The sequence below is a fragment of the Pseudomonas sp. SCT genome, from assembly GCF_003864275.1.
Lineage (GTDB): Bacteria > Pseudomonadota > Gammaproteobacteria > Pseudomonadales > Pseudomonadaceae > Stutzerimonas > Stutzerimonas stutzeri_AE.
In genome coordinates this window covers 139051-154863 of the sequence record NZ_BDJA01000006.1, presented here as the reverse complement: position 1 = coordinate 154863, position 15813 = coordinate 139051, and the positions used below count along the sequence as shown (strand labels likewise).

At 63.5% G+C, this 15813-nt stretch carries 19 protein-coding genes; 11 read left to right on the top strand and 8 right to left on the bottom strand.

The genetic code is table 11. The features are described from left to right. Positions 1-10 precede the first annotated feature (10 nt). The 3 genes from folX to BHD08_RS16110 form a co-directional block, all read right to left on the bottom strand. A complete protein-coding gene (folX, locus tag BHD08_RS16120) occupies positions 11-385 on the bottom strand; it encodes a dihydroneopterin triphosphate 2'-epimerase (protein ID WP_003285881.1) in 375 nt (124 codons plus the stop codon). An 18-nt stretch (positions 386-403) separates the two neighbouring features. Then, complete coding sequence (gene folM / locus BHD08_RS16115) at positions 404-1108, bottom strand: dihydromonapterin reductase (protein ID WP_015277934.1); 705 nt, start codon at positions 1106-1108, stop codon at positions 404-406. Positions 1109-1174: 66 nt separating this feature from the next. Beyond that, positions 1175-1801: a PilZ domain-containing protein gene (locus BHD08_RS16110; protein ID WP_015277933.1), complete on the bottom strand. Its 627-nt coding sequence runs from the start codon at positions 1799-1801 to the stop codon at positions 1175-1177. 229 nt (positions 1802-2030) lie between these two features. Between BHD08_RS16110 and BHD08_RS16105 the strand changes: the two genes are divergently transcribed. Both BHD08_RS16105 and BHD08_RS16100 read left to right on the top strand, forming a co-directional pair. Next, a complete protein-coding gene (locus BHD08_RS16105; RefSeq protein WP_015277932.1) occupies positions 2031-2483 on the top strand; it encodes a flavodoxin in 453 nt (150 codons plus the stop codon). A gap of 106 nt (positions 2484-2589) precedes the next feature. Beyond that, positions 2590-3366: a class II aldolase/adducin family protein gene (locus BHD08_RS16100; protein WP_125023512.1), complete on the top strand. Its 777-nt coding sequence runs from the start codon at positions 2590-2592 to the stop codon at positions 3364-3366. A gap of 15 nt (positions 3367-3381) precedes the next feature. Here BHD08_RS16100 and BHD08_RS16095 read toward each other — a convergent pair whose 3' ends face one another. From BHD08_RS16095 to olsB, 3 genes are read right to left on the bottom strand one after another with little or no spacing between them, the layout of a single operon-like run. Next, positions 3382-3954 carry an ACP phosphodiesterase gene (locus BHD08_RS16095; RefSeq protein ID WP_015277930.1) on the bottom strand — a complete coding sequence of 191 codons (573 nt, stop codon included), beginning with the start codon at positions 3952-3954 and terminating at the stop codon, positions 3382-3384. A gap of 34 nt (positions 3955-3988) precedes the next feature. Next, positions 3989-4762: a 1-acyl-sn-glycerol-3-phosphate acyltransferase gene (locus tag BHD08_RS16090; protein WP_125023510.1), complete on the bottom strand. Its 774-nt coding sequence runs from the start codon at positions 4760-4762 to the stop codon at positions 3989-3991. After that, a complete protein-coding gene (gene olsB, locus BHD08_RS16085) occupies positions 4763-5509 on the bottom strand; it encodes an L-ornithine N(alpha)-acyltransferase (protein WP_125023507.1) in 747 nt (248 codons plus the stop codon). Positions 5510-5692: 183 nt separating this feature from the next. Between olsB and BHD08_RS16080 the strand changes: the two genes are divergently transcribed. The 4 genes from BHD08_RS16080 to BHD08_RS16065 all read left to right on the top strand — a co-directional run bounded on the left by BHD08_RS16080 (position 5693) and on the right by BHD08_RS16065 (position 8982). Continuing rightward, positions 5693-6595 carry an acyl-CoA dehydrogenase gene (locus BHD08_RS16080; protein ID WP_177412689.1) on the top strand — a complete coding sequence of 301 codons (903 nt, stop codon included), beginning with the start codon at positions 5693-5695 and terminating at the stop codon, positions 6593-6595. A 286-nt stretch (positions 6596-6881) separates the two neighbouring features. Continuing rightward, positions 6882-8039: a phosphatidylserine/phosphatidylglycerophosphate/cardiolipin synthase family protein gene (locus BHD08_RS16075; RefSeq protein WP_125023503.1), complete on the top strand. Its 1158-nt coding sequence runs from the start codon at positions 6882-6884 to the stop codon at positions 8037-8039. Between the two features lie 52 nt (positions 8040-8091). Beyond that, complete coding sequence (locus tag BHD08_RS16070) at positions 8092-8673, top strand: DJ-1/PfpI family protein (RefSeq protein WP_038662668.1); 582 nt, start codon at positions 8092-8094, stop codon at positions 8671-8673. 87 nt (positions 8674-8760) lie between these two features. Beyond that, the gene (locus tag BHD08_RS16065) at positions 8761-8982 is read left to right on the top strand and encodes a VF530 family DNA-binding protein (protein WP_038662665.1); all 222 of its coding nucleotides are present in this window, start codon (positions 8761-8763) and stop codon (positions 8980-8982) included. 70 nt (positions 8983-9052) lie between these two features. Here the strand turns inward: BHD08_RS16065 and BHD08_RS16060 are convergent, their stop codons facing one another. Continuing rightward, on the bottom strand, positions 9053-10576 hold the full coding sequence (locus BHD08_RS16060) for a fumarate hydratase (RefSeq protein ID WP_125023501.1): 1524 nt from the start codon (positions 10574-10576) through the stop codon (positions 9053-9055). 195 nt (positions 10577-10771) lie between these two features. Between BHD08_RS16060 and BHD08_RS16055 the strand changes: the two genes are divergently transcribed. Then, positions 10772-11902 carry a diguanylate cyclase gene (locus BHD08_RS16055; protein WP_125023499.1) on the top strand — a complete coding sequence of 377 codons (1131 nt, stop codon included), beginning with the start codon at positions 10772-10774 and terminating at the stop codon, positions 11900-11902. Beyond that, a complete protein-coding gene (locus BHD08_RS16050) occupies positions 11895-12836 on the top strand; it encodes an iron-sulfur-binding ferredoxin reductase (protein ID WP_125023497.1) in 942 nt (313 codons plus the stop codon). The genes BHD08_RS16055 and BHD08_RS16050 overlap by 8 nt, the downstream gene beginning before the upstream one ends. A 69-nt stretch (positions 12837-12905) precedes the next feature. Here BHD08_RS16050 and pyk read toward each other — a convergent pair whose 3' ends face one another. Continuing rightward, positions 12906-14354 (bottom strand): pyruvate kinase, encoded by a 1449-nt coding sequence (pyk, locus tag BHD08_RS16045; protein WP_015277920.1) that lies wholly within the window; start codon positions 14352-14354, stop codon positions 12906-12908. Between the two features lie 150 nt (positions 14355-14504). On the opposite strand from pyk, the gene BHD08_RS16040 reads away from it, so the two are divergent. From BHD08_RS16040 to BHD08_RS16030, 3 genes are read left to right on the top strand one after another with little or no spacing between them, the layout of a single operon-like run. Next, positions 14505-14882 carry a tol-pal system YbgF family protein gene (locus tag BHD08_RS16040; protein WP_015277919.1) on the top strand — a complete coding sequence of 126 codons (378 nt, stop codon included), beginning with the start codon at positions 14505-14507 and terminating at the stop codon, positions 14880-14882. A gap of 25 nt (positions 14883-14907) precedes the next feature. Further along, positions 14908-15339 carry a DUF4124 domain-containing protein gene (locus BHD08_RS16035; protein WP_125023495.1) on the top strand — a complete coding sequence of 144 codons (432 nt, stop codon included), beginning with the start codon at positions 14908-14910 and terminating at the stop codon, positions 15337-15339. A gap of 45 nt (positions 15340-15384) precedes the next feature. Next, positions 15385-15813, top strand: a complete 429-nt coding sequence (locus BHD08_RS16030) for a PilZ domain-containing protein (protein ID WP_125023741.1) — start codon at positions 15385-15387, stop codon at positions 15811-15813.

Genomic DNA, 15813 nt, shown 5'->3' with positions numbered 1-15813 from the left:
TTGCGCAGGGTCAATCCCGGTGGGCTGCCAGGGTGATCGATACCGACTCGGCGAAGCGCAGCGCGTGGGGTTTGTCGACCTCCACTTCGGCGTAGCGTACCTGTGGGTAACGCATGACCAGGTCGAGAATTTCCTGTGTCAGGCGTTCGAGCAGGGCGAAGCGGTTGTCTTCAACGTGCTGGATGATCGCCTTGGTGATGGTGCGGTAGTTCAGCGCCTGTTCGATGTCGTTCTCGCGCACCGCCTCGGCGGCCGGGTAGAGCATGGTCAGGTTGATCAGCACGTCCTGGCGGTTGAGGATTTCCTCTTCCTTGATGCCGATATAGGTGCGCAGCCGCAGGTCCTTGACGCGGATGCGTGCCATAGCAGGTTCCAGTCTGGGCATGGGATCTCCTTGCAGTCTTCAGATCAGATGACGGCCGCCGTTCACGGTCAGTGTGGTGCCGGTGACATACGGATTGTCGAGCAGGTAGCGCAGGCTCTGGTAGATCACCTCGGCACCGGGTTCGATGCCCAGCGCAGATTTCGCCAGTGCCTTGCGCCGGTATTCCTCATCGTCGTCCGGATTGAACTGGATCAGCGCCGGGGCAATGCCGTTGACCTTGATCGCCGGGGCCAGGCTGGCGGCAAAGGACAGCGTGAGGTTGTCCAGCCCCGCCTTGCTTGCCGCATAGGCGATATGTTTCTTGCTGCCCTTGCGGGTGACGTCGTCGCCGATGTGCACGATGTCCGCCGGCCCGCCGTGGCGCAGCAGGTCGGCGCAGTGCAGATTGATCAGGTAGGGCGCGAGCATATGCACCTGGAACAGCTGGCGAAACGCCTCGGCTTCCTGGCCGGGAGTATCGGGGCGCCATTCGGATGCGTTGTGGACGATCGCTCTCAGGCTTGCGGTCTGCTCTCGGAGTGCGGCGATAAAGCCCGTAATACCTGCTTCATCGCTGAAATCCGCCTTCAGCGTGGAAGCGCCGAGCGTGCGCAGTCGGTCGATACTGTCGCGTTCGCGGCGGTAGGTGACGATAACCGTGAAGCCGTCCTCCAGCAGCCGTTCGGCGCAATGCAGTCCGATCCGCTGGCTGGCACCGGTGATGAGAATCGGAGCCTGGTGCATGTATATCCACTGCCGGAAATGGGTGGGCCGCCTAGCTGCGAGGCGGTCACTAACAGGCGTGGCAGCTTACACCAGATCGGCGGGCACCTCAGGCTGCAAATCGGGGTGCAAACGTTGGTGCTGACGATAGAGGAAGGAGCGGATGCGTTCGGCGTCCTTTTCCTGGGGGAACTCCACTTCGTAGGCTGCCATCCCGCCCTTGAGTTCACGAACACGATGGGCGTCGATCTCCAGCGGAGTGTCATCCGGAAGCGCCAGACGCAAGTGGAAGTGCTTGGGCGGTTTGCGATCCTTGCCGGCATCTACCAGGAGGCCGTGCGGAGACAGCTCATGGACGCTGAGCGAGCTTTCGCCGCCGTCGTTCTTCAGTAGCGCAAGTGGCTCATCCAGGTGCAGACGCCAGGCGCGTGTGGTCGCCCCGCGCTCGTAGATCACCGGTGGCGCCAGTTGCAGATCGAGGCTGTGCAGCTCATCTTCACGAAGCTGGATCGGGAACGACATGCGAAAGTCTTCGAACTCAGCCTGTAATGACAGGTTGGCCCTTGCGGCCAGCTGCATCAGCAGTTCGTTGGATGGCGCGCCGCCATCGATCCGGAAACCTGTAGCGCGCTCCGCGGTGGTTCCGCCGTTGCGCTGCATCAACTTGCGGATGAAGGTCAGTTCGTCTTTGCTGAGAATCGTATCTTCCGCCATGCGGATACCCTCGGAGGATGCTGCCTCCATGGTTCTGGCGTCGTGGCGTGGGCCACGTTGCGCCTGCGCCGGTCGGGCGCGGTGGGGCAATCGCCCCTAGGACAGTCTAGTTGCAGTTTGGTTCCGTCTCTGCGGTTTTGCTGGATATACGGTACGGTTGCTCCGCCACGCAGAACCCGGCACGGCCAGATGCGGCATAATGCGCGGCTTTGATTGCCCTGGAGCGCATATGAAAGTCGCCATTCTCTCCGGGAGCGTCTACGGCACCGCCGAAGATGTCGCCCGTCACGCCGAACACCAGCTGAAAGCTGCCGGTTTCGAAACCTGGCACGATCCCCGCGCGCAGCTGCCGCAGATTCTAGAGTTCGCACCCGAAGCGCTGCTGGTCGTGACCTCGACCACCGGCATGGGTGAGCTGCCGGACAGCTTCATCCCGCTGTACTCGACCATCCGCGATCAGTTTCCCGCATGGAGCGGCCTGCCCGGTGGCGTCATCGCGCTTGGCGATGCCAGCTATGGCGACACCTTCTGCGGCGGCGGAGAGCTGATTCGCGAGCTCTATGCCGAGCTGGGCGTGCGGGAAGTGGTGGAGATGCTACGCCTCGACGCCAGCGAGACAGTCACCCCGGAAAGCGACGCCGAACCGTGGCTGGAAGCCTTCGCGGCGGCCTTGCGCGCCTGAGTGTGGCTCGCCAGGCCAGCGGCCTGGCTGCAAGGGCAACTGTCGGCGTGAGCGGCTCTGGCTAGAATCCAGGGCAACGCCACGACAATAAGAAGAGGTGCCCTCGATGACCGCGCTGCACGCTTTGCCTTCCCTGGAATCTCAAGTGAGCCCTGCCGAATGGCAGGCGCGGGTCGATCTGGCGGCCTGTTACCGGCTGGTCGCGCTGCATGGCTGGGATGACCTGATCTTCACGCACATCTCGGCCAAGATTCCCGAAACCGATCACTTCCTGATCAATCCGTACGGGCTGATGTTTCACGAAATCACCGCGTCCAGCCTGGTCAAGGTCGATCTGGCCGGAAGCAAGGTGATGGATAGCCCGTACGAGATCAATCCCGCTGGGTACACCATCCACAGTGCCGTGCATGAAGTGCGGCACGACGTCGCCTGCGTCATGCACACCCATACCGCCGCCGGAGTGGCGGTCTCGGCGCAGCGCCAGGGCGTGTTGCCGATCAGCCAGCAGTCGCTGTTCGTGCTGGCCAGTCTTTCCACCCACGGCTATGAGGGCGTGGCGCTGAATCATGACGAGAAGGCGCGCCTGCAGGCCGATCTGGGTGATACCGGCTTTATGCTGCTGCACAACCATGGCCTGCTGACCTGCGGTGGCAGCATCGCCGATACCTTTCTGATGATGTTCATCTTCCAGCGTGCCTGCGAAATCCAGGTCATGGCGCAGGCTGGCGGCAGCGAGCTGATCGCCATTCCCGAACAGATCCTCGCGGGTGCCAAGGCCATGGCTGCCGGTGTAACCCGTACCCGCTCAGGCATGGGCGGCGCGTTGGCCTGGCCGGGTCTGTTGCGCAAGCTGGATGCGCAGAGTCCCGGCTATGCTGCGTGACACGACGCGGCTGCGCTACATCGCCGCCTTGGCGAACTGCTGCAGCTGCGGATAGAAAAGACGAAAATCCTCAAGCAGCGGATCGTACAGCTGCTCCAGCTCTTCCAGCCCGCCGGCCAGGCCATCCGGCCGGCTGAGCCGGCGGCTCATGTTGGCCAGCACCCGTTCCAGTACATCGAACTCGCGATAACTGCCCAGCCAGTCGTGCGCGGCCATGTGCGGTGCGATGACGGCGAGCTTGCCCGGCAGCTGGGGCTCTTCGGTCAGCGCCCGGTAGGCCCGCTGGGTAAAGAGCTCTAGCGGTTCGCTGGAATAGTCCGACCAGTTCGCCGCCAGGCAATGATCGAAGAACAGATCCAGCAGGATTCCTGCGTAGCGGCGGCGCTCACTGGGAAAGCGCGCTTTCGCCTCCAGCACCAGCGGATGGCTGTCGGTGTAGGCATCGATCTGCCGATGCAGGCGAATGCCGGCCTCGATCCGCGCTGGCCAGCGACCCTGCAGCGAGCCTTTGACGAAGTCGCCATACAGGCTGCCGAGCATGTCCTCTGGGCCAGGGCCGCCGAGATGAAGGTGAGCAAGATAATTCATGGGTCAAGCTTAGCGCAGCCTCGATAGGAGGTCTCTATGCGGCCTCTCTCACGGCCTCCTGCGCCTGCCCAGCCAGTGCCCGCTCGATCGCCAGTTGCGCCCGCTCGGCAATTGCTCTGCGGCTGAGTGTGTTGGCGGCAATGGGTAGCAGCAGATGGATTTCCACTTCTGCCACGTCGCTGGCGAGCAGTCTGCGCAAGTGCGCAGGCAGTTCGTCATCGCCTATGAAGGGAGCCACGGTGTCGGGCTTGCCATTGCGCAGATAGCGAATCGCAACGGGTTGAACGGCGCAGCCGGTTTGCATGGCGCAGGCGAACAGCCGAGGGTGGAAAGTGCGTACGCTGCTGCCATCGGTCGAGGTGCCCTCGGGGAAAATCAGCAGATGACGACCCTGGTGGAGATGGTTGGCCAGTTGCTGATTGATCTGCGCGGCATCGCCGGCGCCTCGGCGGATGAACAGGGTGTCTGCCTGGCGCGCCAGCCAGCCAAGCACGGGCCAGCGTGCGACTTCGGCCTTGGCCAGGAACGACAGCGGCCGCAGCATTCCCAGCAGCGGGATATCACACCAGGACACATGGTTGGCGACCCACAGCATCGGCTTGGACGGCAACTCGCCAATCACCTGCACACGGAACGGTAGCGCGGTGGCCAGGTGAACCATGAACCAGCGGGTCAGCCGTTGTCTGCCTTGCACAGAGGCTCGTAGCGCGAGGCGCTCGCCGAGCGCCAGTACGGCCGCCAACAGTAGTCCCAGCAGGATCACGGCGCTCACCCGCAGCAGGCGCCAGTACAGGCGCGCCCGCGTCATCTATACCGCAGCCTTGAAGTGGCGGGCGTAGCGCGGGCAAAGCTCCTCGCGTTTGAGCAGGATGAAGACGTCGGCGACCTGGAAGTCCGGGTCCCAGCAGGGTTCGCCACAGATCTTCGCGCCGAGGCGCATATAGGCCTTGAGCAGCGGCGGCAGCTGGGCAGTGACGTTGTCCGGCAGCTCCAGCTCAGGAAGTGGCGTTCGCGGCTCCGCATGCAGCAGCTCGGTACACAGGTGACTGTCGCGCAACCGCTGCATGATCGCGCGGGCCTGGATGCCACCGTCGCGCATGGGAATGCTGGCGCAGCCCATAAGGTAACGATAACGGCCCTCGTTGAGCACTTCTGCCAGCTCGCTCCAGAGCACCGCGATGGTCGCGCCATTACGATAGGCCGGTGCCACGCAGGTGCGGCCGATTTCCAGCACGGGTTCGTTGAAGTCTGCCAGGCCGTGCAGGGCAAACTCTCCTTCGCTGTAGAAGCGCCCGAGTTGCTTGGCGGTGAGGTGGTCGAGCAGGCGGGTGGTGGCGACCAGCTCTCCGCTTGCCAGATCACGTACACCGATGTGCCGGCAGTGAACGTCGAAGTCATCCATGTCCAGTCCGAGCTCCGCGCCCTGCAGCCGGGCATCGAACTCGCTGCTGAAGACCCGATAGCGCAAAGCCTGGGCTTCGCGCAGGGCCGCACCGCCTTCCAGGCGTTCGGCTCGAAGTTGACGCGTGCTGCGGGGATCGACGATGGCATTCATGCTCTGTCTCCTTGGCCGCCGTGGTTGTGGCGGGTTGGCGATGCAACGCGAGCGTCTGGTTGTTATCGTTGGGCTCGAGTGTTTGGCTCGATCAGGCTAGGAGCGGGGCATGTCGGCGCTGTTACGATCGGATGATGGTTGGATGACGGTGGGGCGGCCGCTTGGGTGCGTGGGACTTTGGAGATGAACATGCCGTGGAAACGACTGATCGGCCCGTTGCAGCCGGTTGCAGCGAACGCTGGCCTGGCGACCTGGTTTGCGGGTGTATGCGAGGGCGCCGGCACAACCGACCCCTTTAGCCTGGCGGTCTATGGTGGCCGGCTGGCGGCCACGCCGGGATTGGCTTTTCTCGGTGGCTATCAGGCTGCGCTGCGCGCGCTCTGGCCCGACGCCCCGCCAGGGCTCGGTGCACTCTGTACGACCGAACGGCGCAAATTGCGCCCGGCCGACATGGCAACCCGCTGGGATGACGGTCATCTGAGTGGCAGCAAGGATTTCGTCACCGCTGGCGATGCGGTGCAATGGTTGTTGGTATCGGCCAGGGAGGAGGGTGCCGAGGAGTCACCGCGGCTCGGGCTGTTCGCGGTCGAACCGGCCGCCGTAGGCGTATCGCTGATATCCGGTCCGCAACTGCCTATCGTGCCGGACATCGCCCATGGGCGCTTGCATCTGGAACAGGCCGTCGGCACACGCTTGCCCGGCGATGGCTGGCGCGATTACGTCAAACCCTTCCGTACGTACGAAGATATCCACGTGCTAGCCGCGCTTAGCGCCTGGCTCTACGGCGTGGCGCTGCAGGAGTGCTGGCCGCGCAGCTTGATGCTGCGTCTGTTGGGCATTCTCGGCGGGGCGGCCGAGGTGGCGCGACAGCCGGCCGGCGAACCGGCGAGTCACCTGTTGCTGGCGGCTGTGCTCGAGCAGTTCGCGATGTTGCAGCCGGAACTGGACGCTGTGATGTCGGCTAGCGAGGGAGCCTGCGCTGTGCTGTGGCAGCGCGACAGGGCGGTGCTCGGCCTTGCGCGTGAAGCCCAGGCGCGGCGTTTGCAGCAAGCTGTCGTGGCGCTCGGGCTCAGCGAGGCGGGCTGATTCGTCGGCAACGGTCTCGGGAACTCTGCGCCATCGCGCCTGGCCTTATAAGGGCGCTCGCCACGGCCGAGTCGCCGCGCAAGGCCAACAGCGGCGACGGCCTTGTCTTGCTGAAGGGACTGGGTAAGCTACCGCGCGGTTTGCTTTGTTTGCATGCGTGAGCGTGGCATCACTCCGTTGCGCCTTGCGTGCCGACTGGAAAAAGGGACTTCATGTCATTTCGCTGCTTGTCTTGCTCGACACTTCTTTGGCCTGCGACCGGCTCCGTTCTGGGTAAATTCTTGTGATGTTGGCCGGATCGGTTTTCCCTTGGCGCAGCGACAATCGCTTCCGGCTGTTGGTCGATGGGCCACAATTCTTCCCGGCCATGTTCGAGGCGATCGAGCGCGCCGAGCGCCGTATCGACCTGGAACTCTATCTGGTGGAAGACGGGCACTGCCTCGATCGATTGCTGGAGCCTCTGCTGCGCGCGGTGTCACGCGGCGTGCGGGTGCGGTGCTTGTTCGACGGCTTCGGTTGCCTGAAGCTGGGCCAGGCCAACCGGGATCGGCTGACCCAGGCGGGCATCGAGCTGCGTCTGTACAACCCACTTTCGCTGCGTTTGAAACTGCGCAATCTGCATCGTGACCACCGCAAATTGCTGCTGGTAGACGGCTGTATCGGCTATGTCGGCGGCACCGGCGTTACCGACGAGTTCTGGAATCCGCGTGAGCCCGCCATGCATTGGCACGAAGTGATGGTCGAGATGACCGGGCCGTTGCTGCAGGACTGGCAGGAGCTGTTCGACAGCCAGTGGGTGCATTGCCTGAAGCGGCGGATCTGGCAGCTGCCCCTGCCGAACAGGGCGCCGCGCATACCGCTGCTGCCTGATGGCTCCGGGCTCGGGCGCGTCGCCTATTCCGCAGCGCGCCAGCACCGCGACGTCCTGCTCAGCCTGTTGCGTAACCTGCGTCGCGCGCAGACACGCATCTGGCTGGCAACGCCGTATTTTTTGCCCACCGGCAAGGTGAGGCGGGCGCTGATCCGCGCGGCACGCCGCGGCGTTGATGTGCGTCTGCTGCTGACCAGCCGTAATACCGATCATCCGCCGGTGCGTTACGCCGGGCAGCGCTTCTATCCGCGCCTGCTGCGGGCCGGCGTGCGAATCCACGAATATCAGCCACACTTCTCGCACCTGAAAATGGTACTGGTCGATGACTGGGTCAGCGTCGGTTCGTGCAATTTCGATCACTGGAACCTGCGCTGGAATCTGGAAGCGAACCTCGAGGCGATCGACGCTTCGCTGAGCGGGCAGGTGCAGGCGTGTTTCGAGCGCGACTTTCAGGACAGCATCGAAATCGACCTGGCCAGCTGGTACGCCCGGCCTCTGCACCTGCGGCTGTATCAGCGGATGTGGGGGTTGATGGATCGTTTGCTGGTGAACATCTTCAATCGCGGCGGCTGAAGCTGTCGCGTATCGGAGCGAAGCTCCAAAACCGCGTAAGGAGGACGAGCCAATGGCGGCAAAGAACATTCTGATGCTGGTGGGCGACTACGCCGAGGACTACGAAACCATGGTGCCGTTCCAGGCGCTGCAGATGGTTGGTCATCGTGTACACGCGGTATGCCCGGACAAGAAGGCCGGCGACAGCGTGCGTACGGCGATTCACGATTTCGAAGGCGACCAGACCTACAGCGAAAAACCGGGTCATAACTTTGCGCTGAACTTTGACTTCGCCGCCGTGCGCGCCGAGGACTATGACGCCTTGGTGATCCCCGGTGGCCGAGCGCCTGAATACCTGCGCCTGAATGAGCAGGTGCTGGCACTGGTGCGTGCATTCGATGAAGCCAGGAAGCCGATCGCCGCTGTTTGCCACGGCGCGCAGCTGCTCGCTGCTGCCGGGGTGCTGAAGGGGCGCGCCTGCAGTGCCTATCCCGCTTGTGCGCCGGAAGTGAAACTGGCCGGGGGCGATTACGTGGATATCCCGGTTGACCAGGCGCATACCGAAGGCAATCTGGTCAGCGCGCCGGCGTGGCCAGCGCATCCGGCCTGGCTGGCAGGCTTTCTCAAGCTGCTTGGCACCGAGATAAAACTGTAGGATGCGCTTCGTGCCGCTCCGCAAGCCGCGGGGCGGCCACGCCAATCAACATCGGCGGCTTTGGCCGCCCCAGCAAGAGCGCTGTCTGTGTCTGCTACCCCCAACGATCCGCTGCACGGTGTCACCCTCGAAACCATGCTCACCGAGCTGCAAGCCCACTATGGCTGGGATGGCTTGGCCCAGCGTGTGGATGTTCGCTGCTTCAAGAGCGAGCCGAGCATCAAGTCGAGTCTGACCTTCCTGCGTCGTACGCCTTGGGCGCGGCAGAAAGTGGAAGCGCTGTTTGTGCAGCTGCGTCGCCGCGGCTGATTCGTCTAGCGTGATGGGCAAGCAAAAAGCCCGGCACTAGGCCGGGCTTTTCGTTTTTCCGCTGATGCGATTACTGCACTTCGACCGCCAGGCTGTCGGCGATCTTCTTCTGCCAGATCGCCGGGCCGGTGATGTGCACCGACTCGCCTTTGGTATCGACGGCCACAGTGACCGGCATGTCCTGCACTTCGAACTCGTAGATCGCTTCCATACCCAGTTCGGCGAAGGCCAGCACCTTGGACTTCTTGATCGCCTGGGCGACTAGGTAGGCGGCGCCGCCGACGGCCATCAGGTACACGGCCTTGTTGTCCTTGATCGCTTCGATGGCGATCGGGCCACGCTCGGACTTGCCGATCATGCCCAGCAGGCCTGTGCTTTCCAGGATCTGGCGGGTGAACTTGTCCATGCGGGTCGCGGTGGTCGGGCCGGCCGGGCCAACCACTTCATCGCCAACCGGATCGACCGGGCCGACGTAGTAGATGAAGCGGCCCTTGAGGTCCACCGGCAGCTCTTCGCCTTTGTTCAGCATGTCGACCATGCGCTTGTGCGCAGCGTCGCGGCCGGTGAGCATCTTGCCGTTGAGCAGGATGGTTTCGCCCGGCTTCCAGCTCTGCACTTCTTCCGGCGTGATGGTATCGAGGTTGACGCGACGGGCGCTCGGACCGGCTTCCCAGACGATTTCCGGATAGGCGTCCAGCGGCGGCGGGGTCAGTTCGGCGGCGCCGGAACCATCGAGCACGAAGTGCGCGTGGCGGGTGGCCGCACAGTTGGGGATCATGCACACCGGCAGCGAGGCCGCGTGGGTCGGGTAGTCCATGATCTTGACGTCGAGCACGGTGGTCAGGCCGCCCAGGCCCTGAGCGCCGATGCCGAGCTGGTTGACCTTGTCGAACAGCTCCAGACGCATTTCTTCGATGCGGTTCTGCGGGCCGCGAGCCTTGAGCTCGTGGATATCGATCGGATCCATCAACACTTCTTTCGCCATGACCGCGGCCTTTTCGGCGGTACCACCGATGCCGATACCGAGCATGCCCGGCGGGCACCAGCCAGCGCCCATGGTCGGCACGGTCTTCAACACCCAGTCGACGATAGAGTCGGACGGGTTGAGCATGGCCATCTTCGACTTGTTCTCGGAACCGCCGCCCTTGGCTGCGACGTCCACTTCCACTCTGTCGCCGGGGACGATGGAGTAATGGATGACGGCTGGCGTATTGTCCTTGGTGTTCTTGCGGGAACCTGCTGGGTCGGCCAGGATCGAAGCACGCAGGACGTTTTCCGGCAGATTGTAGGCGCGGCGGACGCCCTCGTTGATCATGTCGTCCAGGCTCATGGTCGCGCCGTCCCAGCGCACGTCCATGCCGACGCGAACGAAGACGGTAACGATGCCGGTGTCCTGGCAGATCGGGCGGTGGCCGGTGGCGCACATGCGCGAGTTGATCAGGATCTGCGCCATGGAGTCGCGCGCGGCCGGGGATTCTTCACGCAGGTAGGCCTCGTGCATCGCCTGAATGAAATCCACGGGGTGGTAGTACGAAATGAACTGCAAAGCGTCAGCGACGCTTTGAATCAGGTCGTCTTGCTTGATCACGGTCATGCAGCGCGTCCTCATGGCGGGGCGGTAAGAGGCGCATCGGGAGTGGCAGTCGACGCGCCGCGAAAAAATGCGCGGCAGTATAACGCGTCGAGCTGCGCGGTACACGGATGGACCAGGAGCGATGGGAATGCCAGCTAGGTTTTTGTTTTCGGTAAGCGTAAAGTGCGGCAAATTGCCACAGCGGGACGGATCCCTATGAGCGCGATGCGGGAAGAGACCGGGGAGCTGGCCATTCAGCAGCTAGTCACCCGGCGATTCGCAATGGCTTCGGTGACCTATTGCCTCGCTCTGATGCTGACCTGGGTAGCGGTGGCGAGTGGCTTTTACGAGGCGTCCACAGCCAGTGCAATCACTCATTCAGCGTTGATCGTGGTGAGCCAGCTGCTGTTTTTCTGGCTTTTTCACCGCGGCATCAATCTGCGTTTCAAGGACCCCAGCCTGACCGAGCCACAGGTGCTGGTGGCGTTGCTGTGGCTGACCTATTTCCTGTTCAACCTCGGCAGCGCGCGTGGTTCGCTGCTGGTGCTCTATCTGCTCGTGTTGATGTTTGCCGTCTTCCTGCCGCCAAAGGTGTTTATCCGCTACGCCGCCTTGGCCTTTCTCAGCTTCGTCGGACTGGCCGCGCTGGACTACTACCTGCAGCGTGCCGTGGACTCCACGGTGTTCCTGCTTCAGGCCAGCGTCCTGCTGGTGACACTGATCTGGATGTGTCTGTTTGCCGGGCACGTCTATCGTCTGCGCCAGCGCATGCGTCAGCGGCGCTTTGCCCTGCAGGCGCACCAGGACACCCTGCGCGGCATGATGCGCCAGCTCGAGGATCTGGCCTCTACCGACGAGCTGACCGGCCTGTACAACCGTCGGCGCTTCCTGCGCATCGCAGAAGGGGAGTTGAGCCGGCTGCGCAAGGGCCACCAGTTCGGGCTGGCGCTGATCGATCTGGACCATTTCAAGCGCGTCAACGACATTCATGGCCACGCCGCTGGAGATCGAGTGCTGCAGACTTTCGCCAGTGTGGCGCGTTCCTGCCTGCGTGATGCTGACGTGCTGGCCCGTTACGGTGGCGAGGAGTTCGTGCTGCTGTTGCCGGACACCGATGCCGAGCAGTTCAGCGCCTGTTGCGAGCGCCTGCGTGAAGCCTTTTCCAAGGCGGAGCCGGAGGAGGTCGATATTGCTGCCGGGCATCTCAGCCTGTCCATCGGCCTTACCCTGGTGAACGCCGGGGACGATCTGGATGCAGCGTTGCAACGTGCCGACGAAGCGCTCTATCGCGCCAAGCGTGCCGGGCGCAATCGCTGCGAGCCGGCATGGATTACCAGCGATGCCTGAGCTGCGTTATGCCGGACGAGGCTGGACGGTTGCGCCGGGTACGATTCTGCTCGATGCACTGATCGACGCGGGTGTGCCGGTGCCGTACAGCTGCCGTGCCGGGAGCTGCCATGCCTGTCTGGTGCGCTGTGTCGACGGGGAGCCGAACGATCTCCAGCCGGACCTGCTGTCGCCCGAACAGCGCGGGGCAGGCTGGCGACTGGCCTGCCAGTGCCGCATCGCGGGCGACCTTGGCGTGCAAATCTTCGATCCTCGCCGCGACGGACAGGCCGCGCGGGTCGAGAGCGTGCAATGGTTGAGTAGCAACGTGCTGCGCCTGCGTCTGGTACCGGAGCGCCCGCTGCGCTATCGCGCAGGGCAGCATCTGCTGTTATGGACGGCAACCGGTATCGCTCGACCTTATTCACTGGCCAGCCTGCCCGGTGATGATCCATGGCTGGAGTTCCACCTCGACTGCAGCCGCCCGGGCGCTTTCTGCGATATCGCTCGGCAGCTGCGTCCGGACGATGCGTTGCAGCTGGGTGATCTGCATGGCGGGGCATTGCACTACGAGCCGGACTGGTCCGAGCGGCCTCTGTTGCTACTGGCGGCTGGAACCGGGTTGGCGCCTTTGTGGGGGCTGTTGCGCGAGAGTCTGCGGCACGGCCATAGCGCGCCGATCAGGCTGTTGCATGTCGGTAGCGATGGCCACTACCTGCGCGAGCCACTGCAAGAGCTGGCGAGCAGGCATGCGAACCTGCAACTGGAGTGGATTGACGCCGGTGAGCGTGACCGCGCGTTAGGGGCGTTGCGACCCGTAGCGCGTCAGGAGATCGCATTGCTGTGCGGTGGTTCGGCGTTTGTCGAAGCGTGTGCGCGCCAGCTGTTTCTTGCCGGCTTGCCGCGCGGGCAGATTTTCAGCGATGCCTTCGTTGGCGCAAGTCCTCCGCCGTAAGCGGATCAATTGCTGATCATGGAAAGCACGAGGCCGGCATAAGCCGGCCTCGTGTCGAACCCGTCGAGCTTACTGATCGCCGACGCGCAGGATCTTCATGGTGTTGGTGCCGCCCGTGCTGTCGTGGTAGCTGTCGCCCTTGGTCAGGATCACCCAGTCACCCGGCTGCACGATGTTGCGCTTGAGGAGCTCCTCGACCGCCATCTGGCTGACCTTGTCTGCCGGCATCGCGGCCGGATCGAAAGGTACGGTCTGGACGCCACGGAACAGCGCAACGCGCGCCTGGGTCTCGCGGTGCGGCGAGAAGGCGAAGATTGGAACCGCAGAACGGATGCGCGACATGATCAGCGGCGTGTAACCACTCTCGGTCAGGGCGATGATCGCCTTGACGCCCGGGAAGTGGTTGGCGGTGTACATCGCGGCCAGCGCTGCGCTCTCGTCGCAGCGCTCGAACTGCTGGCCGAGGCGGTGACCGGACTTGGTGCTGGTCGGATGCTTCTCCGCGCCGCAGCAGACTCGCGCCATCGCCTTGATCGCTTCGATCGGATATTCGCCAGCGGCGCTCTCGGCCGAGAGCATCACCGCGTCGGTGTAGTCGAGCACCGCGTTGGCTACATCGGATACCTCGGCGCGGGTCGGCATCGGACTGTGGATCATCGACTCCATCATCTGCGTCGCGGTGATCACCACCTTGTTGTGGCGGCGGGCGTGCAGAATGATCTTCTTCTGGATACCGACCAGCTCGGCGTCACCGATTTCGACGCCCAGGTCACCGCGCGCCACCATCACGCCGTCGCTGGCCTGAATCAGGCCGTCCAGTGCCGCGTCGTCCGCAACCGCCTCGGCCCGCTCGATCTTGGCGATCAGCCAGGCATCCGAACCGGCTTCGTCGCGCAGACGGCGGGCCAGGTCCATGTCAGCCGCATCGCGCGGGAACGAGACGGCCAGGTAATCCAGCTCCAGGTCCGCGGCCAATTTGATGTCGGCTTTGTCCTTGTTGGTCAGCGCCGGTGCGGTCAGGCCGCCACCGCGGCGGTTGATGCCTTTGTTGTCCGACAGCGGGCCGCCGATCAGCACGGTGCAGTGCAGCTCGTCCGCGGTGGCGTTGTCGACGCGCATCACCACACGACCGTCGTCGAGCAAGAGCTCATCGCCGACGCCGCAATCCTTGACCAGGTCCGGGTAGTCGATGCCGACCACTTCCTGGTTACCGGCATCACGCGGGTGGGTCACGGAGAAGCGGAAGCGGTCGCCTTCCTTCAGCTCGATGCGCTTGTCGGTGAACTTGGCGATGCGGATCTTCGGGCCTTGCAGGTCGCCGAGCAGCGCGACGAAGCGGCCGTGGCGGGCGGCTATTTCACGCACCAGTTCGGCCCGGGCACGGTGTTCGTCGGGGCTGCCGTGGGAGAAGTTCAGGCGGGCGACATCCAGCCCGGCGACGATCATCTTTTCCAGTACCTCCGGCGAACTGCTCGCTGGGCCGAGGGTGGCGACGATCTTGGTGCGACGCGGAATCATTCAATAGCTCCTTCTTCTGGCTGGCCCCGAGGCTACTATGCTCGCCGGTTGTAGTCATCGCCCGGCGGGCACTACTCTTTCGGCCCGTCTGACGGGCTGTCTGCAGGTTTTTTCGATACGGTCGATACAAGGAGGCATACGGAGGAACCCATGCGCACCCTGATCATCATTTTTCTGAGTCTTCTGACCGTCGGCTGCAGCAGCCGTCATGCTTCCGATCGCCACCTGGATGCGGCTTACCAGCATTACGAGGCCGACAACTGCGATCGAGTGATGCAGTCTCTGTCGCAGGCGGAGCGCCGCAGCAAGCCGCGTAGCCAGGTGCAGCCGGAGATTTCCCTGCTGCGCGGGCAATGCCTGGAACGGCAGGGGCTGTTCGTCGACGCTGGCGAAACCTACCGCTTCATCGTCGAGCGCTACCCGGCCAGCGAATATGCTTATCGCGCACGGGCGCGCCTGGAGACGCTGAGGCAGCTTGGCCACTATCATGTCGAGCCGCCTGCGGTGGCTCAGCCGGCCAAGCGCTGATGTCGTGAAAATCATGTGAGGGTACATGCGAGCGTTGCTTCTGATCGTCATGCTGCTGCCGACACTGGCATCCGCGCAGATCTACCGTTGGACCGACGCCGACGGTAGCGTGCATTTCGGTCAGCGCCCACCGGCCGGCGCCGAGCAGGTCGACGTGCGGCCGCAAGTGGTCGAACGAGACGAGCAGACCCGAGCACGCGAGGCACGCGAGGCACGCAGTGAACGATTCTTCGATGCGCGTCGGCAGGAACAGCAGGCCGCGCGCGAGCAAGCCAGCCAGGCGCAGGTGGCTCGGGAGCAGGAATGCCAAGGGTTGCGCAGGCAGTTGTCACAGCTGCAGCTTGGCGGACGTTTTTTTCGTAACGATGCGGCAGGAGAGCGCGTCTACTACAGTGACAGTGAAGTAGAGGCGGCTCGACAGCGCCTGGCAGCTCGTATTGGCCAGGAATGCAACTGAGCCGAGGGATTCGAATTGCAGGGCAAGGTTGAAGGCTCCGACGACATGAACATGGCGAACCAGCGTCGTATCCAGCGGCATCAGCTGCCGTACTACCTCAATGTATTCAACCGGTTTACTGAAAAGCCGCTGGGTTTTATCGGCAATCTCTCCGAAGGCGGACTGATGCTGATCAGCCCCTATCCGATGATGCTCGGCGTCCGCTTCGAGATGCGCCTGAAGATTCCTGGCCAGACCGGCCAGCTACGCCATGTGGACTTCAGCGCGTTCAGCCTGTGGTCCAGCGAGGATGTTACACCGGGCAGTTACGACACCGGTTTCTCCCTGATCGAGCCGCCCGGCGAGATCCGCGAGATGATCACCGCGTTGCATCACTACTTCAGCTTTCAGCCGATGCTGCACATTCCATTGGCGCATCATGTCAGTGCGGCGTCGGATCGCTTCACCGACAAGGATTGCTGCCACGGCCTTTGA